The organism is Microbacterium sp. NPDC087592 (assembly GCF_044743585.1).
In the GTDB taxonomy this organism is placed as follows: Bacteria; Actinomycetota; Actinomycetes; order Actinomycetales; family Microbacteriaceae; genus Microbacterium.
The window spans coordinates 300,177-320,179 of the sequence record NZ_JBIUWT010000003.1 but is presented as its reverse complement, the minus strand read 5'-3'; the positions used below and the strand labels follow the sequence as shown (position 1 = coordinate 320,179).

Genomic DNA, 20,003 nt, shown 5'->3' with positions numbered 1-20,003 from the left:
CGCGCTCCGACCCGTCATGACACTCTGTTGAGCACCGAACGACCGAGAGGCACCGCATGACCGTCGACACCGCCCGCTTCGCCACCCGTGCGGTCCACGCGGCGAGAAGCCGTGAGACGGCCGCCTCGCGCGCGACCCCCATCTATCTGACGGCAGGGTTCGAGTTCGACGACTTCGACCATGCGGCCGACCACTTCAGCACCGGGGCGGGCTTCGGATACACGCGCACGGGCAACCCGACGGTTCGAGCCGTGGAGCGTCAGCTCGCGGCTCTGGAGTCCGGCGCGGACGCGGTGCTGGTCGCGAGCGGGCAGGCGGCGGTCGTGACCGCCCTGCTGACCGTCGTGGGTGCCGGCGACCACATCGTCTCCTCCACGCACATCTATGAGGGCACCCGAGGGCTCTTCCTCGACAACCTGGCTCGCCTCGACATCGAGACGACCTTCGTCGACGACATCGCCGATCCGGACGCCTGGCGGGCGGCGATCCGCCCGAACACCCGCGCGGTGTTCGCCGAGTCCGTCGCGAACGCGCGCAACGACGTGCTCGATATCCGCGCCATCAGCGACATCGCCGACGAGTTCGCGATCCCGCTGATCGTAGACAACACCCTGGCCACCCCGGCCCTGCTGCGTCCGATCGAGCACGGCGCGGCGATCGTCGTCCATTCCGCGTCGAAGTTCCTGGCCGGACACGGGTCGGTGCTCGGCGGCGTGATCGTCGACGACGGACGCTTCGACGCCGAGCACGCGGGCCACAATGCGCCGCACCTCGTGCTGCCGGGTCGCGGCGACGCGCCCAGTGTCTTCGCTCGCCACGGCGGCCGCGCACGCATCGCCTACGCGCGGGAGTCGGTGGCACCTCGCTTCGGGGCGTCTCCGTCGCCGCTCAACGCCTTCCTGATCGGCCAGGGCGTGGAGACGCTCGGCCTCCGCGTCGAGAGGCAATCCCGCAACGCCCTCCAGATCGCGCAGTGGCTGGAACGGCACGACGCGGTCGAGAGCGTGGACTACGTCGGACTCCCCTCGCATCCTGACCACGAGATCGGCTCCCGCTACCTCGAAGGCGGATCGGGGTCGATCTTCACCTTCACCCTGCGTGGCGGGTTGCCCGCCGCACGACGGTTCGTCGAGGGCGTGCAGGTCTTCACGCACATGACGCACATCGGTGACGTCCGCTCTCTGGTGCTGCATCCGGCGACGACCAGTCACGCGCAGCGCACGGACGAAGAGCGCGAGGTTCTGGGGGTGCACCCCGGCACGCTGCGGGTGTCGATCGGCATCGAAGACGTCGATGATCTCGTCGCCGACCTCTCCCAGGTGCTGAACGCCGTGCGGGAGACGGTTGCATGAGCCGCCCCCAGCACTTCGGCTGGTTCCTGGCGCGCGGTTTCGGGCCGCAGGGCTGGGGCTATCCGGCTCTCGACTGGGATTACGACTGGACGCGCCCTGAGGTGTACCAGGACGCTGCCCGCACCCTCGAGCAGGCGGGCTTCGACCTGGTCATCATCGAGGACGCGCCGTCGTTGGGGTCGCCGTCGACGATCGATCTACGGGTCCGCCACGCCTTCGGGGGCCCCAAGCACGATCCACTCCTGCTCGCTCCGTATCTCTTCCAGGCGACGAGGCACCTGGGCGTGGTGCCGACGGTCAATCCGGCCGCGTACCTCCCCTACACCGCGGCGCGCCAGTTCGCGACGCTGCAGCATCTGAGCGGGCATAGGCTGGGTCTCAACGTCGTCACCGACACCGGCAGCGCACGACACTTCTCGGACACGCCGCAGCTCGGTCACGACGAGGCGTACGACCGCGCGGAGGAATGGCTCGCCGGAATCCGCGCGCTGTGGCACAGCTGGGACGAGGGCGCACTCGTCGCCGACCGGGAGACCGGCGTCTATGCCGACGGCGTGAAGCTGCAGCCTGTCCGACACCGGGGCGAGCACTTCTCGTTCGACGGCCCGCTCAACGCCCTCCCGTTCACGGACGGGGATCCGGCGATCGTCTCCCCCGGTGGCTCCGGGCGCGGACTCGGATTCGCCGGCGCGAACTCCGATGTGCAGCTCGCGCTGGCTCCGCTGAACGAGAAGTCCGTGCGCGACTACCGTGCCCGGGTGCACGAGGCGGCGATCGCGAAGGGGCGGCAGCCGGAGGACGTCAAGATCCTCTTCGCCATCCAGCCCGTGATCACCACATCGAGCGAGGAGGCGGACCGCATCGTCGCCGCCTCGGCCCATCCCGACGACGCCGCACTGGTGCAGATCGCCCGCAAGCAGTCCAGCGACCTCGAGACCGACCTCACGTCGCTCGACCTCGACAAGGCGCTGGACCTCTCGATCTTCGGCGCCCACGTCTCACGCGGGAGCATCCAGCGCCTGATCGGAGACCGCGGCGAGGACGCCCCGCTGCGCGCACATCTGACGGCGCTCGCCCGCACGGGCCGGATCACGGACCGCTCCGGCTTCGTCGGAACGGCAGAGGAGTTCGCCGACCTGGTCGAAGAGCTCGGCGAGTGGGGCAACGACGGCGTGCTGCTCTGGGGCGACTTCCATCCGGTCACCCTGCACCGCACACTCGATGAGCTCGTGCCCATCCTGCGCCGCCGCGGCATCCTCCGTCGCGAGTATGCGGACGGCGGTCTTCAGGAGAACCTGCGCGCGTTCTGATCGGCGATCCGGGCGACCGTCACCAGCCCAGGGAGCCGGGAACGCCTTTGAAGGGACCGACGACAGACGAGGTGACCCACCCGCCGTAGAACCCACCCGGCTGCGGAACGGCGATCTCTTCCCCGACGGTGCACTCGTCCATCTGCGCCGCATACACGGCGACCCGGTCCATCAGCGCCTCGAAGCCGGGCGCCGGGTGCGGGTAGTTCCAGGCGGCCCCCTGACGCAGGGTTTCTCCACTGCGCACGTCGAAGTAGCGGGCAGCACCCTTGAACTCGCAGAAAGATGCGCCGGGGGCATCGACGAGTGCACCGGGGACGAAGTCGACGATCGGAAGGTAGTACACAGGAGGGTGACTGGTCTCCAGCACGCGCACCGCGCCACGGGTATCGGCGATCAGATGCCCGCCGAGGCGGATCGTGATGCGCTCGGCGACCTGTTCGACGCGCGGCGGCCTCGGGTAGTCCCAGACGGATTCCTGCCCGGGGGCCGGGGTGATCGGGCGAGGTCTGCGCATCTGCGCATCTTACGTCTCTCCGTTCAGATCATCGACCTCACGCGGGACGCCGCACCTCTGCGGTCAGACGAGCGAGACCCCGCTCCCGATCCGTCCATTCCGGCGTGGGCTCACTCGACGGTCGTGGTGGGCCGAGACGCCCGCTTCTCACGCGAGGAGGCGATGAGGCTCGCCACCGTGGCGATGGTCATCGAAGCCAGGATCACGCCGAGCGAGACCATGTTGCTGATGTCGGGCACCCACTCGACGTGCTGACCGCCGTTGATGAACGGCAGCTCGTTGACGTGCAGCGCGTGCAGGATCAGCTTGATGCCGATGAAGCCGAGGATCACCGCGATGCCGTAGTGCAGGTAGCGGAGGCGATCGAGGAGGTCGCCCAGCAGGAAGTAGAGCTGGCGCAGACCCATGAGCGCGAAGATGTTGGCCGCGAAGACGAGGAAGCCGTTCGTGGTGATCTCGAAGATTGCCGGGATCGAGTCGATCGCGAAGATCAGATCGGTGACGCCGATCGTGATGAAGACGATCACCATGGGCGTCCACATGCGCTTGCCGTTCACCGTGGTGCGGATTTTCGATCCGTCGTACTCCTCGCTGATGTCGACGCGACGACGGAGCAGGCGCACGATGAAGTTCTCACGCTTGACCTCGCCCTCATGGTCGCCGTCGGGCATGGCCTGACGGATCGCCGTCCAGATGAGGAATGCGCCGAAGATGTAGAAGATCGGCGAGAAGTTCTCGACGATCGCCACACCGGCGAGGATGAAGAGGCCGCGCAGGATCAGCGCGATGATGATGCCCACCATGAGGACCTGCTGCTGCAGCCGCCGCGGCACGGCGAACTGGGCCATGATCAGGACGAACACGAACAGGTTGTCGATCGACAGGCTGTATTCGAGGGCCCAGCCGGTGATGAAGTCGCCGGCGTTCTGCCAGCCGCCGACGTTGCCCAGCAGAACCGCGAACAGCAGTGCCAGACCCACGTAGAAGACCACCCACAGGGTGGACTCCTTCGTCGAGGGGATGTGCGGCCGCAGCCGGATGAGGAGCAGGTCGGCGATCAGGATGATCGTGAGGACGACCATCGAGGTGATCTCGAACCAGACGGGGATTTCCAAGGGCGCACGGGCCTTTCGCGGAGGGGTCGGGAATCAGTCGAAAGTCTCTCCCCCGCACAGATGTGCGTCGCGCGCCCGGAGCAGCGATGACGGTGCTCGTGATGACGTTACGCGCGGATCCGGGATACTCCCTCTCGCCCGGGCAATGCTACCGGAGCCGCGGCATCGCGGGGAACAGCGATCGAGACGAATGCGGCGACCGGATCTGAGACGATGAGGCAGCGATCGACACTTCCCTGGTGAGAGACACCGAACGGAATCAGGATGCCCGTGCAGACGAGTGATCAGAAATGGGCGGCGCAGGCCGCGGCCGGCGACGAGAGCGCCTTCCGCGAGCTGTATCGCGCACACGTGCGGCCGGTCTACTGGATCGCCCAGGGCATCCTGGCGTCGCCCGCCGACGCGGAGGACGTCACCCAGGAGACGTTCGTCGTCGCCTGGCGCAAGCTCCCCGCCCTCGAGCTCCAGGGTGAGTCGATCCTGCCCTGGCTGGCCACGATCTGCCGCTTCCAGGCCGCGAACCGGCTGCGCCAGCGGCGCCGCGATCAAGCGCACACCGCCGAGGCCGTCGACGAGACCCTGCTGCCCGACACGATCAGCGTCGAGGAGCAGGTCATCACGGCCGAGCTCGCCGCCCGGATCGCCGTCGAGGTCGGGACCCTGAACGAGCTCGACCGTGAGATCTTCCGCCTGTGCGCGTCCGAGGGCTACGCCTATCAGGCCGCAGCCGAGGAATTGGGCATCACGCACGCGGTCGTCCGCAATCGTCTCTCCCGAGTGCGCACCCGGTTGCGCGGCGCCGTGAAAGAAGTGAGAGACGCATGAACGACCAGAACCCCCGTGGCGAACTGCCGGTGCTGTCGGACGACGCCATCGCCCGCATCGAGACCGCCGTGTTCACCGAGATCGCCGCGGAACGCTCCCCCGCGCATCCGAAGTCCGAGCGCGCCAGGAAGCGCCGCCGCCGCTGGCTCACCGGCGGCGGCATCGCCGCGGCCTTCGTCGTCGGCGTCCTCGTGACACCACCGATTCTCGGCGCGGTCGGTGGCGCCGCAACGTCGACGGCCGAAGGGCTGAGCATGCCGGGCGGCGTCTCGATGGATTCCTCGTCGTCATCACCGGATCAGATGTCCGACTCCGCGCCCGAATCGCTCCCCGGGAGCATCTCCGACTCCACCATCGCCGGTGCCGAGAGCAGCGAGGGCGATAGGGAGATCATCGCGACCGCGCAGGCGACGGTTCAGGTGAAGAGCATCGCGGACGCCGCTTCGGCGATCGCGAACCTCGCCGAGGAGCACGACGGCTACGTGGAGAGCACCGAGATCGGGAAGTCCGTCGCCATCGACGGCACGTCCGAACCGGCTCCCGCCGACTCGGCGTACGGCTGGATCAGCATCCGCGTGCCCTCCACGGATCTGCCGGAGGTGATCGCCGCGCTCGGGGAGACCGGTGACGTCCTCTCGTCGTCGACGTCGAAGCAGGACGTGACCTCGGTGTCGATCGATCTTCAGGCGCGCGTCGACTCGACGCGCGCGTCCGTCGAGCGTCTCACCGAGCTGATGGCGCAGTCGGGCAGCGTCTCCGAGCTGATCGAGGCCGAGGTCGCGCTGACCGACCGACAGGCGCAGCTCGAGTCGTATGAGCAGCAGCTCGAGTCCCTGCAGGATCAGGTCGCGATGTCATCGCTTCAGGTACAACTCACCAGAGCGACGACGGCCACCACCGCCGATCCCGCCGGGTTCGCCGACGGCCTGCTCGCCGGATGGAACGGCCTCGTCGTCTCGCTGAACGCCCTCGTGATCGCTCTGGGCTTCGTCCTCCCCTGGCTCGCGGTCGTCGGTGTCGTCGTACTGATCGTGTGGCTGATCCGTCGAGCGCGCCGGAACCGTCGAACCGCACCCTCGACGAGCGCGGAGCAGGCAGGGGCCGACGAGGCCTGAGTTCCGTCCGGCGAATCCAGAAGAGGCCGCTCCCGGGAAACCGGAAGCGGCCTCTTCTGTCCGAAAAGCAAGAAAGCCTCCGGCGAACCGGAGGCTTTCTCATGTTGTGTGACCCCAGCGGGATTCGAACCCGCGTTACCGCCGTGAGAGGGCAGCGTACTAGGCCGCTATACGATGGGGCCGTCTGGCGGACGTTTCCGTCGCGCGACAACCGTTCAAGTATGCCATGGCATTTCTCGGTCCGCCAAATCGACGCCGCCCCGACCTGACTCCCGGGCGTGGCGCGCAGAATCCGTTTGCCGTGCGCCGGATGAAGGAGTTGACTCGTCTCATGCGCGTCACCAAGTTCGAACATGCCGCCCTCCGCCTCGATGCCGGCGGGAAGACCCTGCTGATCGATCCGGGCTCCTTCACCGCACCGCTGGTGGATCTCGACGGTCTGATCGGGATCGTGATAACCCACGAGCACCCCGACCACTGGACCTCCGATCACTTCGACCGCCTCCTGCGCGGGGCACCCGGCACGCCGATCTTCGCGCCGTCCGGGGTGGCTCGTGCGGCGGAGGGATACGACATCACGGTCGTCTCCCCCGGGGACACCATCGAGGTGGGCGACTTCTCGCTCCGATTCTTCGGCGGCACGCACGAGGTCATCCACTCGTCGCTGCCCGTCGTCGAGAACGTCGGCGTACTGGTGAACGATGAGCTCTACTACCCCGGCGATTCCTATGCGGTTCCGGAGGGGATCGACGTCGGCACGCTCGCTGCGCCGCTCGGAGCGCCCTGGCTGAAGATCGGCGAGGCGATGGACTACGTGCTCGCTGTCGCGCCGCGTCGCGCCTTCGGCACCCACGACATGACGCTCTCCGTCATCGGGAAGAACATGCACCGCCAGCGGCTGCAGTGGGCGACCGAGCAGGGCGGCGGCGAGTTCTTCGTCCTGGAGCCCGGCGACGCCCTCGACCTCTGACCATGGCCGACTCCCCCGGCGCCGAGCTCACCCTCGATGAGCACGACGTCCGCGAACTCGTACGCACCGTGGCGCCGGACCTGGCCGCACTTCCGTTGACACGCGTCGCGGAGGGGTGGGACAACGTCACCTGGCGTCTCGGTTCGGACCTCGCGGTGCGCATCCCTCGTCGCGAGCGGGCCGCCCCTCTGATCCGCCATGAACAGCGTGCGCTCCCCCTGATCGCGATGCAGCTGGCAACGGCGAGCATCCGCACGCCGCTGCCGAAGTTCACCGGTTCGCCGACCCAGGACTTCCCGTGGCCCTGGTCGATCGTGCCGTGGCTGCCCGGCAGCCCGGTTCTCGACCGAGCTCGTCGCGACAACACCGCCTGGGCCGCACAGCTCGCGACCGCGCTCGTCACCCTCCACCGCGAAGCACCGGCGGATGCGCCCAGGAACCCGGTCCGCGGCGGCCCTCTGGCGACACGAGACGACAGCATCCGCTTTCGTCTCGCGGACCTTCCGACGGCTATCGCCGAACCGCTCGCACAGCATTGGCGGGACGGGCTCGAGGCCGCTCCCGCCACGGAGTCCGTCTGGATCCACGGCGACCTGCATCCGGGGAACATCCTCGTCGACGGAGATCGGCTGTCCGCACTGATCGACTTCGGTGATGTCACATCCGGCGACCCGTCCTATGACCTCGCCGTCGGCTGGCTCGCCTTCGACAGCGAAGGCCGACATGTCTTCCGTCGAGCCACGGGGCGCCGATATGACGAGGCGACCTGGGTGCGAGCCCGCGCCTGGGCCGCAGCAGTCGCCATCATCCTCTGCCATTCGAGCGACGACCGCACCGACCTGCGCGCGCTCGGCGAGGAGACGACCGTCGAACTGATGAGAGCGACCCGCTCGACCGCAGTCTGAGTCGAGCACTCGGACGGACGGACGGACGGACCGATTCGGTCCCGCCGGGGCCGGCGCGCCTCTTTGTCTGGGGTTCTCGGCGTGTTCTGATTCCTTCTCGGTAACGTGTTACGCATCACATAAGATCGGAGATCACCATGACGTCCAAATTGTCCAGGACGAAGAAGATGCTCAGCGCCGGAATGGTCGGTGCAGCCCTCCTCTGCGGCAGTGTGCTGACGGCTCCCGCTGCGGGAGCGACGACGAACGACAGCACGACGCCACCGGAGCAAGACACCCGAGCTCACGCCCGGATCGTCGGAGGGCAGGGCGTCCCCAACGATGCGTACCCGTTCATCGCTTCGCTCGAAGTGAGCGGGCAGTCGAAATGCGGGGGCTCCCTCCTGGGCCCGACGCTCGTGATCACGGCAGCGCACTGCGTCACCACGACGGACCCCCTCACCGGATTGCCGGTGCTCGATGTCGACGGACTCTCCGTGGTCGTGGGCCGGACGGTGCTCTCGGATGCGACCCAGGGCCAGGAGCGCGGGTTGTCGGACGAACCCGGGATCGCTCCGGTCGCGGTGCACCCGCGCTACCTCGCCGGCGACTCCGCATATGACGTCGCCTTCCTCGCGCTGGACGCGCCCGTGGAGGGCATCGTCCCGGTGAGGCTGCCGACCAAGGGGACGGATGCCCTCCTGCGCCCGGGCCAGAACGCCACGGTCATCGGCTGGGGCAACACCGACCCCACCCTCACCAACTTCCCCGACCGCCTGCGGGAGGTGCAGGTGCCCATGCTCGAGACCACGGAGTGCGAGCTCAGCTACGGCTCCTTCCGGCCCGGAGTCAACATGTGCGCCGGGGTCGTCGGCAAGGACTCCTGTCAGGGCGACAGCGGCGGCCCGCTCTTCCGCCAGCCGCCGGCACGGGAGACCGCCTATCAGATCGGTGTCGTCTCCTACGGCGACGGGTGCGGCGCACAGGGGGCTCCGGGAGTGTACGTCTCGCTGAGTTCCGCCGCCCTGTGGGACACGATGACCGAGAGCGCTTCGGGTAAGGCCGTCAAGACGGCTCTCGGACGCTGAGCCCGACGGGCCGCGCGGGCTCAGGACTGCGCGGCCCTGACCCGGAGATCACGTGCGAGGTGGTCACGCTGCTCGATCACGAGCCGCTGCAGCGCCGCCGGGACACCCGCGTTCGCCGCCAGCCATGCATCGACCGGCTCCAACGATTCGCCGGACGGGAACATCCCGATGACCAGGCGTCGTGCGATCTCGATGCTGCGTTCGCTCCAAACCCGTCCGATCCGCGCGAAGTACTCGTGATCGAGACCCGAGATGAGATCGCGGCGGCCACCGGCGCGGAATCCTTCGATTTCGGCGTCGAGGTGATCGTTGCTCAGCGTGAGGTCGGTCCAGGCGGTCTCCCAGGCCTCGCGCCGCACGGCGGCGTCGGGCCGCGACGCCCGTGCGCGTCGCGCTGCCGTGCGCCCGCTGCCCGTGTCGTCACGCTCCTGCTCGGCGCTGATGTCGGCGAGGTCGGCGTGCCCCGTCGTGACGAGCGCCGTCAGCAACTGCCAGCGCAGATCGGGGTCGACCACGAGCCCCGCGGGTACGTCGCCGTCGAGCAGGGCCCGCACCTGCTCGTGGTGCGCGTCGTCGAATGCGGATGCGGTCGCGAGCGCCCGTGCCCAGGACAGCTGCGCGTCGCTGCCGGCATCGGCGGCCTGCAGCGCACTCCACGCGGCATCCGTCCAACTGCGCTGGGCTGCAGCACGGTCGCCGTCCGCGACGAAGTGCCGGATGGCGTACGCGGCGTTCGCGAGGACACCCGCCAACAGGCCGATGTTGGACTCGACGGGGCCGTGCGTGCGCACGATCGCCACGTACCGCGCCGCATCGAGCTCACCGTCCCTCGTGGCGTTCCACAGCGACGACCACACCAGTGCCCGCGCCAGGGGCTCCTCGATCTCCGACAGCGACTCCTCGACCGTGCGCAGCGACCGCTCGTCGAGCCGCGCCTTGGCATACGTGAGGTCGTCATCGTTCAGGAGCACCAGATCGGCATCGGGCAGATCCAGCGGGGTCCGCTCGCCGATCACGTCGAGTTCCTGCTGCTCGCGCCGGACGACGCGCCCATCCCGACGCTCGTACAGGCCGATGCGCAGTCGGTGCGGACGCGGATCGGTCTGCACGAGGACGCTGCGGCCCTCGTCATCCGTCTCGGTCCACAGCGTCGACACACCGGAGGTCTGCAGCCATGCCGCCGACCAGTCGCTCATGTCGCGGCCGGAGACGGCACTGAGCTGCACCAGGAAGTCGTCGAGCGTCGTGCTCCCGAACGCATTCGCAGCGAAGTAGCGCCGAGCACCCTCGAAGAACGCGTCATCGCCGACGAAGGCGACCAGCTGCTTGAGGACCGCGGCGCCCTTGGCGTAGGTGATCCCGTCGAAGTTCAGCTTCGCCGCCTCGAGATCGGTGATGTCCGCCACGATCGGATGCGTCGTGGGCAGCTGGTCCTGCTGATACGCCCAGGCCTTTCGGCTCGCGGCGAACTTCACCCAGGCGTCCTGGAAACGGGTGGCGACGGCGGAGGCGTGCGCACCCATGTAATCGGCGAACGACTCCTTGAGCCACAGGTCGTCCCACCACGTCATCGTGACGAGGTCGCCGAACCACATGTGGGCCATCTCGTGCAGGATCGTGTTCGCCCGTGCGGCGCGCTGCGCATCCGTCGCCGCGCCGCGGGAGAGATACGACTCCGTGAACGTCACCAGGCCCGGGTTCTCCATCGCACCGAGGTTGTACTCGGGGACGAAGATCTGGTCGTACTTGCCCCACGGGTACGGGTAGGCGAAGGCGTCGGTGAAGAAGTCCAGTCCCTGCCGGGTGACCTCAAGGATCTCGTCGGCGTCCAGGTGGGGCGCCAGCGACCGGCGGACGAAGACGCCGAGGCGGATCTGCTGCTCGTCGCGCCGCCACTCGCCGTCGACACGCGTGTAGGGGCCGGCGGCGACCGCAGTGATGTAGCTCGAAATCGGCAGGGTCGGGGCGAACTCCACCCGCTGTACCCCGACGCCGAGGTCGGTGTGCACCGCGGCCTGGTTGGAGAGCACTTCCCACTCGGAGGGCGAGTCGACGATGAAGGTGTACTCGGCCTTCATGTCGGGTTGCTCGAAGCACGCCATGACACGACGCGAATCCGCGGGTTCGTACTGCGTGTACAGGTACGTCTCGTCGTCGGCCGGGTCGTGGAAGCGGTGCAGTCCCTCGCCGGAGCGGCTGTATGCCCCGACCGCCTCGACGCGGACCACGTTGGCGGCAGCAAGGCCGGCGAGCGTGATCCGTGCTCCGTCCCACACGACATCCTGGTCGACGCCGTTCACCTCGACACGGCGCACCTCTTCGCCGATGAAGTCGAGCCAGGTCGACTCCGCCGTGGCATCGAACTCGAGCGTCGTCACGGTCGAGAACCCGGTGCGCGCCCGCTCGGGCGCCCCCGTCAGATCCAGTTCGACACGGATGCGGTGCAGAGTGACCACTGCGGATCGCGCGGCGGTCTCCTCCCGGGTGAGGTTGGCGGTGTCCATCCCTCCATCCTGGCATCCGGACGGGACGCAGACTGCCCCGCCTTCACTCCTCACCCGCTGCGCAGGCGATGACCGATCTCCGCGTAGAGCTGCGCCGAAGCTGCCGCGAGTGCCTCAGCCGACCCATCATCGCCTCGCAGAGCCGCGATCGACGAGAGGACGGCGTCGCTGCGCGCGACCTCGGCACGATCGCCGGTCGCCTCCGCGATGCTGCGCGCTTCCTCGGCATGCCGCTCCGCATCGTCGACCAGCTGGTGGGCAGCGGTCGCATCGATCGTCGCCGCGCGCACCAGGATCTCCGCCAGCGAGTTCGCCGCCTCGGTCGCGATCAACGGTGAGCCGGCGCGTTCCGCCTCGCGCAGCGTTCGTTCGGCGGTGGTTCGCGCCCTCACGAGGTCGCCGGCGCGGCCATCGAGCCGTGCCTCCAGCAGGTCGAGGTCCGCCGATGTCGCGAACTCCCCCGCTGTCCGCAGGGTCTGTCTCGCGGTCGCGCACAGCTCGCGAGCGAGCACGTCGTCCCCCGTCGCTTCCGCCACCAGGGCCAGCGTCCTGCGCACGAACGGCAGCGAGTCGACGCTCGATTCGTCGAGCAGCCCCTGCAGCTCGGCGGCCGCGTCATCGAGCTGTCCGATCGCCAGGAGGAGCAGGGGCCGATTGCCGCGGACGACCGCGACGTTGAGATCGTCGCCCTCCTCCCCGGCCATCGTCAGGGCCACCGCATAGCGGTCGCGCGCCTCCGGCTACCGGGCGAGGATGCGCAGCGTGTCGGCATGATTGCCGGTCGCACGCCCCTCCACGATCCGAGCCCCCGCGGCCCGTGCATGACCGATCGCGAGCTCGTAGGATCGCAGCGCCTCTTCGAGGTGGCTCATCCATCGTTGGACGTTGCCGATCTGATTCCAGGTGCGCGCGAGTGACGCCCCGGTCGCGATACGTCGCACCCGATGCAGCGTGATCAGCGCCTCGTCCAGACGCCCCAGCTTCTCGGCGCAATGCGCGACGCCCAGGGCGATCTCCGGCACGAGGTCGAGTCCCGCTCCGCGCGCGGCGAGGTCATGCAGGCGCAGCGACTCGTTCCACATCGACCACCGGGAGAGCCCGGGGTGCGCCTCGATGGCGAGCTGTTCGACCGCGGAATCGGCAGCGTGCTCCCGAGCCGCCGCGGCGACGGCGAGCACGGTCACCACTTCCCGCGCCGCATAGTCGGGGTCAGAGCGGATCCGCGCCACCACTGCGGCCGCTGCCCTCAGCACGAAGGCCCGGCGCTCCGACGACGGGCGAAGCGAGCGCGATCGCTCCGCGGCGAATGCGAAGACCGTGGCGTGGATCAGCAGGTGCCCGTCGCGGAGCTCGACGAGATGGCGACCATGAAGGCGATGCAGATCGGCTTCCGCCGACGCACCGCCGACAGCGAGCAGCACCTCGGCGTCGATGTCCCTGTCCAACAGCGCAGCGTCCGCCAGCAGATCGGCCTCACTCTGCGACAACGAGCGGGTCGCGGCTTCGAGCACAGGACGGATCCGCGCATCACGCGGCTCGTGCTCGAACCGCGACGCAAGATCCTGGAACGACCAGCCCTCGTGCTCACGGACGATGCCCGCGAGCATCACGAGGTCGAGCGGAAGACCGCCACCGACGGCCACGATGCGCCGGAGCGCGTCTGCACCGACGTCGATCTCCGAGTGGGGCAGAGGCGCCGCCGTCCCCTCGACCGTGATGAGGTGCGCGAGGAGCCGTTGCGCGTCGGTGTCCGTCATCGGCGGAACGATGACACGAGCGATGGTGAGCGTCTGCGGTCGCACACGCTGCTCCAGATCGGCGAGGTCGACCCGGGAGGTCACGACGTACCGCACCCCGGGGACGATCAGTGCGGCGAGGCGCCGGGCATCACCCGCGTCTTCCACGATCACGGTCGTACCGCGCGCGGTGACCTGCAATGTCTCGCGCAGGCGGGGCAGCTCGTAGGGCAGCGAACGGACTCCGAGCGCGCCCAGCATGCGCCGCAGGACGTCGATGGGGTCGGCGCGTGGGCGGTCCGACTCGGATTCGCGCAGCTGCACCGTGAGCACGGAGTCCCTGCCGACCAGTGCGGAGGCGAAGGTGCTCTTCCCGGCGCCCGGCAGCCCGGCGAGAACCAGGACATCCGCCGCAGGCACCGAGGCCAACAGCGCTTCTCGACCGATCTCCGCGCCGGGAGCGTTCCGCGGAGCATGCGTCACCTCGATGTGCACTCCGGATCGCTCGCCGTTGAGCACGCGCGCCGTCTCGCTCCAGCGTTCCGATTCGGTCTCCTCGCCGCCGAGCGCCCGGACGATGTCTCCGACGAGCCGATCATCCACCCGTCGTCGACCGGGACGGAAGCAGTCGTAGACCGTGACCTTCGCCGGTTCCGCTCCCCCGCGCAACCGTCCGATGCGCCGTGCGATCTCCGCGTACGAGGGGGATCCGGCATCCGCGCGCATCCGCCCCAGCCCGCTGCAGAGCTCGTCGAGGGTGCGCGGGGCGGGCATGAGTCGAGGCTATGGCAGGCTGCGGCGGCGCTTGCCCGGCGGGTCGTTCGGGGTCGTTCGGGGTCCGACGGCGCCCGGTGGCGGGCATCTAGGCTCGCTCGACGGAGAGGCCGCCCGACCTCCCGGACAAGGAGACACTCCCCATGACGACACGCGCAGAGATCGCCGCGAAGCTCGACGACTTCTCGTTCCAGAAGGTGAACTTCGGCGGGTTCCTGATGAACAAGCGTGCGAAGAACTCGCACGCGCTGTGGACCCGCACCTCCGACAAGGGGGTCACGGAACTGACCATCCTCACGACGCGGGACTTCGGTGAGGGCAACGTATACGACGTCGCCGCGTTCACGCTGGAGGGCACGGTGCCCGCCGACGTCGTCGCCGAGCTCCGACAGCAGGCCGAGAGCCTGACCGACCGGATCAACCTCCGCGAGCACGGGTATGTGTACTCGTGCCTCGAGCCGTGGGACGGTGGGGGCGACATCTGGATCTCGAAGAAGCCGGAGTTCCGCGCGCTGAGCCGGATCGATCAGGGCATCTACGTCATCCCGATCCAGCGTCTCAACGGGCTGAACGAACCGCGCTGGCTCGCCTGGGCACGCGACAACGGCCAGCTGAACATCGCCATCGTCTACAAGCCCTGACAGTGCTCGCGCACTCGGAACCGACGCCCGCCCCGCACGCAGGAACCCCCGTGCGGGGCGGTTTCCGACTGATCGCCGCGTCGGCGGCCTATCTGGCGGTCGCCGCCGGCATCGCGTTCTATCTGCTGCCCGTGGGCTTCGGGCTCGAGGGCGCCGCCCTGCTCCTCGCGCAGCTGGTGACCATCCTCGCGGGCGCTGTGCTCGTCGCCACCTCGACCTTCGCAGTCGTGCAGCATCGACGGCGACGCGCGATCCTCGAAGCCATCGCACAGACGCTCGGATGGACGTACCGCGCAGACGTCGGCGACCGGGTCTGGGGCGGATCCATCGACGAGCAGATAGACCGTGGGAGCCGCACCGCACAGGACCACCTCGATGCACTCCACACCAGCCTCCCGTTCGACAGCGTCGAGCGCATCTTCGTCGTCGGCGACCGCGAGGGAGCGACCACGCATACCGTGCGCGCCGTGCGTATCCCCCTCCCGTCGGAAGCGCCGAGGATCACGCTCCGCTCGCGTCGGGGCGGTGGAGCGCTCAGTGTGCTTCCGCGACGACCGACCGGCCGCTCGCAGCTGCGGTTGGAGGGGAACTTCAGCGATGTGTTCGAGGTGTCCGTCCCGCACGGTTACGAGACCGACGCGCTGTATGTGCTCACACCCGATCTGATGGCGATCCTTCTCGATGAGAGCGCCGACCTCGATCTGGAGATCGTCGACAGCACGCTGCACCTGTACCTTCCTGCGGTCGACCTCACCGACGAGAGCGAGCTCCACAGATTCCTCACCGTGATCGCCGCGCTGCACGATCGGTTCGGACGACGGACGCTGCTGTACCGCGACGAGGCAGCGGAACCTCTCGACCCGCAGTCCTATCGCCGCGACGGCGACACGCTCACGGAGCGCGCCCGGAGCGTGGACACCCGCATCCGGTGGTGGCCGGTGATCGTCGCGGTGGCCACACCACTCATCCCGATGCTCATCGCTGTCGTCTGGCTGCAGCTCGCCGGGTGACCTTCTTCGAGATCTCCGGCCCGCCCAGGAGCCGCCGTATGGCCGTCTCCGGCGTCACCGAGAGGTCCAGCGTGCGTCCCCGTGCGTACTGACGGAAGACCCGCGGATCGATGTAGCTGCCGCGCGCGACGGCAGTCGTGTTCCCGAGCGCGGTCGCGGCCGCCTGCACGGCGAGTCGCTCGGCCTGGTCCCGATCCTTGCGCCGGTCGAGTTCGCCGATCCGGGCGAGTGCATCGGCCGCGATGACGGTCCCGTGCAGGGTACGGAAGTCCTTGGCCGTGAAAGACGCCCCCGTCACCTCGCGAAGGTAGGTGTTGACCTCGACCGGAGTGATGCGCACGCGGCGGCGACCGCGGCGATAGGCCAGAAGGAAAGCTCCTGACTTCCCTGCGGCGAAATCGGTCAGCGCGTCGGCGAGCGACTCGTCGGTGATCTCGATCGAGGCGGTGCGGCCGCTCTTCGCGGGGAAGGACAACGCCACGTCGCTGCCGGACACGCGCACGTCGCGCCGACGAAGGGTCGTGAGCCCACGGCTGCCGTGCCGTACGAGGTATCGCTCGGAGCCGATGCGGAGCGCCGCGTCATCGAGCAGGCGGAAGGCGATAGCCAGAGCGCGCTCCTTGGTCTGCCCTTCCTCTTTGAGCGCCCTGGTCACGTGAGCTCTGGCACCGGGGAGCGCGGCCGCAAGGTCGAGCGCCCGCACGAACTTGCGGCGATCACGGCTCACGCGCCACAGCGGGTGGTACAGATACTGCTTGCGTCCCGCACCGTCGATTCCCACGGCCTGGATGTGCGCGAGCGGGTCCGCCGCGATCCACACGTCGTGCCACGCGGGCGGGATGACCAGATCGCTGATGCGTTCGCGATCCGCCTCCGGTGCGGTCTCGCCTGCGGGATCGACGTAGCGGAAACCCGATCCCGAGCGAACCCGTCGGAAGCCCGGATCCTCATCCGGTGCGACTCGAACCAGTCTGGCCATTCGTGCTCCTCCCCCGAAGTCGTCTCCGCAGAGGATGCCGGTCTCCGAAGTGCAGCGATAGGGAGTGGCGTCGCGCGCCCCGCCGTGCTATTCGGCGTCGGCCGGAGGTCGCGCGAAGGTGCGGCGCATGTGATCGCTCGTGAGGAAGTCGGCTATGCCGATCATGATCAGACTGAAGACGATCTGCTCGGACACCATCCAGAGGGGGTACAGGCCGGGGATCGCGGCCATCACGAGCGTGATGACGGGAAAGATCTGGGCGAACAGTCGCAGCCGCTGATAGGCCCATCGCCAGCCGTGCTGCGCGCGCCACGCGAAGTAGAACAATGTCGCGGTCATCGCGAGGACGACCAGAGTTCGCATCCAGACGGCGAACGAGACGGACTCGCCATCGACCGCCAGCACCAGCGCGACGATGACGGCGCCCACACCGATCACAAGTTCGACGACGAGGAGCCAGAGGATCCACGTGAACGCTCGCACGGTTTTGGGGTGCGTGCGGTCGGCCTCGCTGATCGCGACGCCGGCCTGCCGCCCGCCCGCGATCCGGTCGAGACGGAGGAAGAGAGACTCCAGGGCCATGCTCGGAGCCTATTGCGTGCGAACCCCGCCGGCCTCGTCCGTTCGATGGATGTCGGCGTCGACAGGTGCCTGCCGCCAGCCGGAATCAGTACCCGCGGAAACGACGAAACCCCCGCCTGAGCGGGGGTTTTCGTCTTGCTGGGGTACCTGGACTCGAACCAAGAACAACGGAACCAGAAACCGCCGTGTTGCCAATTACACCATACCCCAAGGGCGAAACCGGAGCCTCGCACCGAGATTCAAGCTTACCCGAGCGACGGCGGAACACCAAAACCACCGGTGCGCACCGCCGCTCGGGCGCGTCGCGCTCAGCTCGCGAGGAATGCCGAGAGCGACCGCAGACGACGCAGGGACTCATCCTTGCCGAGCAGCTCCATCGACTCGAACAGCGGCGGCGAGATCCGACGGCCGGTGATGGCGACCCGCGGCGGCCCGTAAGCAATCCGCGGCTTGAGCTCCAGCTTCTCGACGAGCGCCGTGGCCAGCGCTTCCTGGATCTTCTCGGGCACGAAATCCTCCACGGGCTCGAGGGCGCTGACGCACGCGTCGAGGACCTCGGCAGCATTCGCCGGCAGACCCTTGAGCGCGTCTTCGGCGTAGGAGACCTCGTCCTCGAACAGGAACCCGACCATGCCGGGGACCTCGCCCAGCAGCTGTACGCGCTCCTGCACGAGCGGTGCGACCCGGAAGGCCATCACGAGCTGCTCGTGCGTGGGCTCGTCGAAGAGGCCGGCCGCCGCGAGATACGGGATCGTCCGCTCGGCGAAGTCCTTCTCCCCCAGCATCCGGATGTGGTCGCCGTTGATCGATTCGGCCTTCTTCTGGTCGAAGCGTGCCGGGTTCGGATTGACGTTCTCGATGTCGAACGCCGCGGTGAACTCGTCGAGCGAAAACACGTCGCGGTCCGGACCGATCGACCACCCGAGCAGCGCCAGGTAGTTCAACAGCCCCTCGGGGATGAAGCCGCGGTCGCGGTGCAGGAACAGGTCGGCCTGCGGGTCGCGCTTGGAGAGCTTCTTGTTGCCGGTCTCGCCCAGCACGAGCGGCATGTGCGCGAAGCGCGGCACGAAGGTCGTGACACCGGCGTCGATCAGCGCCGCGTACAGCGAGAGCTGGCGCGCGGTGGAGGGCATGAGGTCTTCGCCGCGCAGGACGTGGGTGATGCCCATGAGCGCGTCGTCGACAGGGTTCACGAACGTGTACAGCGGCACGCCGTTCGGCCGCACGACCACGAAGTCGGGGAACGAACCCGCGGGGAACGTGACCTCGCCGCGGATGAGGTCGACGTAGGTGACGTCCTCGTCCGGCACGCGCAGGCGCAGGGCGGGCTGGCGGCCCTCGGCGCGGAACGCCGCCTTCTGCTCGTCGGTGAGGTCGCGGTCGAAGTTGTCGTAGCCGAGCTGCTTGGCGCGGCCTGCGGCCTCGTTGCGCGCGTCGATCTCCTCCGCCGTCGAGTAGCTCTCGTACAGCGCCCCGGTGGCGATGAGCTTGTCGATCACCTCACGGTAGATGTCGTGGCGCTCGGACTGCCGATACGGAGCGTGGGGTCCGCCGACCTCGACACCCTCGTCCCAGTCGATCTTGAGCCAGGTGAGCGCATCGACGAGCTGACGGAAGCTCTCCTCGCTGTCGCGGGCGGCATCGGTGTCCTCGATGCGGAACACCATCTTCCCGCCGTTGTGGCGTGCGTACGCCCAGTTGTAGAGCGCCGTGCGGACCATGCCGACGTGCGGCAGCCCGGTCGGCGATGGGCAGAAGCGGACGCGGACGTCGGCACCACTGACAGTCGTGGTGAGGGGGTGAGGGGTAGCCATAGCCCTTCGATTCTACGGGGACGAGGTCGTCTCCGCTGGCGGGCGGTGGGCGTTCAGGCGTCCGTCGCCACGGCTATCGCCGCCCGGTGCTCGAGGGGCAGAACGCCACCTCTCCGCCGCTGCTCGACGACGAAGTCGAAGGCCGCGCGGAAACGTCGCCGATCGCCCGCATCCAGTCCGGCGTATAGGGCGCCCGCACCGGCGACACCTCCTTCGACCGATGCCCAGAGCGCCTCGGGTCGCGCGTTCCAGGTCCACTCATGCTCCGCGACGCCGACATGGCCCAGGCCCGCCTCCCTCAGCATCCGTGCGAAACCCTCGGGCGTCCGCTCGAAGTCCTCCGCAGCCGGAAGCCTCGCGCCCGCGAACGGCTTCAGCCCGGCACGTCCCGTGATCTCGGCCCAGAGCCAGGAGGGCGACAGCGTCCAGGTGGTCGCGATGACGATGCCGCGACTCACCCGGCGCAGTTCGGCGGCCGATTCGCGTGGCGAGGCGACGTGATTCAGCACGAAGTTCGCGACGACGACGTCGAACGTGCCGTCGGCGAACGGAAGATCGGGCAGTGCACCGTCGACCGGCTCGATCGCAGGATGCCGCCGCCGCGAGACGGCGCGCATCGACGCCTCCGGTTCGCAGGCGGTGACATCCCATCCGCCCACCGACCACGTTTCGGCGAGTGTGCCGTCGCCGGCACCGACATCGAGCAGGTTGCGGTCGCCAGGCGTGCCCAGCGCGTCACGCATCACGGGGAAGGTCCCTGCGCAGAGGTCCGCGTACGAGGCGGCGT

At 68.6% G+C, this 20,003-nt stretch carries 18 protein-coding genes and 2 tRNA genes; 9 read left to right on the top strand and 11 right to left on the bottom strand.

The window, feature by feature from the left end:
• Positions 1–56: 56 nt before the first annotated feature.
• A complete protein-coding gene (locus ACIOTO_RS17865) occupies positions 57–1,352 on the top strand; it encodes an O-acetylhomoserine aminocarboxypropyltransferase/cysteine synthase family protein (protein WP_029263548.1) in 1,296 nt (431 codons plus the stop codon).
• Positions 1,349–2,662 (top strand): LLM class flavin-dependent oxidoreductase, encoded by a 1,314-nt coding sequence (locus ACIOTO_RS17860; RefSeq protein ID WP_400858780.1) that lies wholly within the window; start codon positions 1,349–1,351, stop codon positions 2,660–2,662. Before ACIOTO_RS17865 ends, ACIOTO_RS17860 begins: the two co-directional genes overlap by 4 nt.
• A gap of 19 nt (positions 2,663–2,681) precedes the next feature.
• Here ACIOTO_RS17860 and ACIOTO_RS17855 read toward each other — a convergent pair whose 3' ends face one another.
• Positions 2,682–3,179 (bottom strand): DUF427 domain-containing protein, encoded by a 498-nt coding sequence (locus ACIOTO_RS17855; protein WP_400858779.1) that lies wholly within the window; start codon positions 3,177–3,179, stop codon positions 2,682–2,684.
• A 110-nt stretch (positions 3,180–3,289) separates the two neighbouring features.
• Complete coding sequence (locus ACIOTO_RS17850) at positions 3,290–4,294, bottom strand: TerC/Alx family metal homeostasis membrane protein (RefSeq protein WP_029263551.1); 1,005 nt, start codon at positions 4,292–4,294, stop codon at positions 3,290–3,292.
• A gap of 264 nt (positions 4,295–4,558) precedes the next feature.
• On the opposite strand from ACIOTO_RS17850, the gene ACIOTO_RS17845 reads away from it, so the two are divergent.
• Both ACIOTO_RS17845 and ACIOTO_RS17840 read left to right on the top strand, forming a co-directional pair.
• Positions 4,559–5,119 (top strand): RNA polymerase sigma factor, encoded by a 561-nt coding sequence (locus tag ACIOTO_RS17845; RefSeq protein WP_400858778.1) that lies wholly within the window; start codon positions 4,559–4,561, stop codon positions 5,117–5,119.
• Positions 5,116–6,234 (top strand): DUF4349 domain-containing protein, encoded by a 1,119-nt coding sequence (locus tag ACIOTO_RS17840; RefSeq protein WP_400858777.1) that lies wholly within the window; start codon positions 5,116–5,118, stop codon positions 6,232–6,234. The genes ACIOTO_RS17845 and ACIOTO_RS17840 overlap by 4 nt, the downstream gene beginning before the upstream one ends.
• Positions 6,235–6,343: 109 nt before the next feature.
• On the opposite strand, the gene ACIOTO_RS17835 is transcribed toward ACIOTO_RS17840, so the two are convergent.
• A tRNA-Glu gene (locus ACIOTO_RS17835) sits at positions 6,344–6,416 on the bottom strand.
• 149 nt (positions 6,417–6,565) lie between these two features.
• Between ACIOTO_RS17835 and ACIOTO_RS17830 the strand changes: the two genes are divergently transcribed.
• The 3 genes from ACIOTO_RS17830 to ACIOTO_RS17820 all read left to right on the top strand — a co-directional run bounded on the left by ACIOTO_RS17830 (position 6,566) and on the right by ACIOTO_RS17820 (position 9,176).
• A complete protein-coding gene (locus ACIOTO_RS17830; protein ID WP_400858776.1) occupies positions 6,566–7,204 on the top strand; it encodes an MBL fold metallo-hydrolase in 639 nt (212 codons plus the stop codon).
• A gap of 2 nt (positions 7,205–7,206) precedes the next feature.
• Entirely contained in the window at positions 7,207–8,109 is a 903-nt protein-coding gene (locus tag ACIOTO_RS17825) for an aminoglycoside phosphotransferase family protein (protein WP_400858775.1), read from the top strand.
• Positions 8,110–8,246: 137 nt separating this feature from the next.
• Positions 8,247–9,176, top strand: coding sequence for a S1 family peptidase (locus ACIOTO_RS17820; protein WP_400858774.1), 930 nt, complete (start codon positions 8,247–8,249; stop codon positions 9,174–9,176).
• 20 nt (positions 9,177–9,196) lie between these two features.
• Here the strand turns inward: ACIOTO_RS17820 and pepN are convergent, their stop codons facing one another.
• The 3 genes from pepN to ACIOTO_RS17805 are packed head-to-tail and all read right to left on the bottom strand — an operon-like array spanning position 9,197 to position 14,190.
• Positions 9,197–11,680, bottom strand: coding sequence for an aminopeptidase N (pepN, locus tag ACIOTO_RS17815; RefSeq protein WP_400858773.1), 2,484 nt, complete (start codon positions 11,678–11,680; stop codon positions 9,197–9,199).
• 50 nt (positions 11,681–11,730) lie between these two features.
• Positions 11,731–12,396 (bottom strand): hypothetical protein, encoded by a 666-nt coding sequence (locus ACIOTO_RS17810; protein WP_400858772.1) that lies wholly within the window; start codon positions 12,394–12,396, stop codon positions 11,731–11,733.
• Between the two features lie 24 nt (positions 12,397–12,420).
• Entirely contained in the window at positions 12,421–14,190 is a 1,770-nt protein-coding gene (locus ACIOTO_RS17805; protein WP_400858771.1) for a hypothetical protein, read from the bottom strand.
• Between the two features lie 143 nt (positions 14,191–14,333).
• On the opposite strand from ACIOTO_RS17805, the gene ACIOTO_RS17800 reads away from it, so the two are divergent.
• Together ACIOTO_RS17800 and ACIOTO_RS17795 are read left to right on the top strand one after the other, a co-directional pair.
• Positions 14,334–14,831 (top strand): hypothetical protein, encoded by a 498-nt coding sequence (locus ACIOTO_RS17800; protein ID WP_400858769.1) that lies wholly within the window; start codon positions 14,334–14,336, stop codon positions 14,829–14,831.
• A 50-nt stretch (positions 14,832–14,881) separates the two neighbouring features.
• The gene (locus tag ACIOTO_RS17795) at positions 14,882–15,841 is read left to right on the top strand and encodes a hypothetical protein (protein WP_400858768.1); all 960 of its coding nucleotides are present in this window, start codon (positions 14,882–14,884) and stop codon (positions 15,839–15,841) included.
• On the opposite strand, the gene ACIOTO_RS17790 is transcribed toward ACIOTO_RS17795, so the two are convergent.
• From ACIOTO_RS17790 to ACIOTO_RS17770, 5 genes are all read right to left on the bottom strand, one after another.
• Complete coding sequence (locus tag ACIOTO_RS17790) at positions 15,807–16,820, bottom strand: DNA topoisomerase IB (RefSeq protein WP_400858767.1); 1,014 nt, start codon at positions 16,818–16,820, stop codon at positions 15,807–15,809. The genes ACIOTO_RS17795 and ACIOTO_RS17790 overlap by 35 nt on opposite strands.
• 87 nt (positions 16,821–16,907) lie before the next feature.
• Positions 16,908–17,402 (bottom strand): hypothetical protein, encoded by a 495-nt coding sequence (locus tag ACIOTO_RS17785; protein WP_400858766.1) that lies wholly within the window; start codon positions 17,400–17,402, stop codon positions 16,908–16,910.
• 138 nt (positions 17,403–17,540) lie between these two features.
• Positions 17,541–17,612, bottom strand: a tRNA-Gln gene (locus ACIOTO_RS17780).
• A 98-nt stretch (positions 17,613–17,710) separates the two neighbouring features.
• Entirely contained in the window at positions 17,711–19,216 is a 1,506-nt protein-coding gene (gltX, locus tag ACIOTO_RS17775; protein WP_029263562.1) for a glutamate--tRNA ligase, read from the bottom strand.
• 53 nt (positions 19,217–19,269) lie between these two features.
• Entirely contained in the window at positions 19,270–19,959 is a 690-nt protein-coding gene (locus tag ACIOTO_RS17770; RefSeq protein WP_400858765.1) for a class I SAM-dependent methyltransferase, read from the bottom strand.
• Positions 19,960–20,003 lie beyond the last annotated feature (44 nt).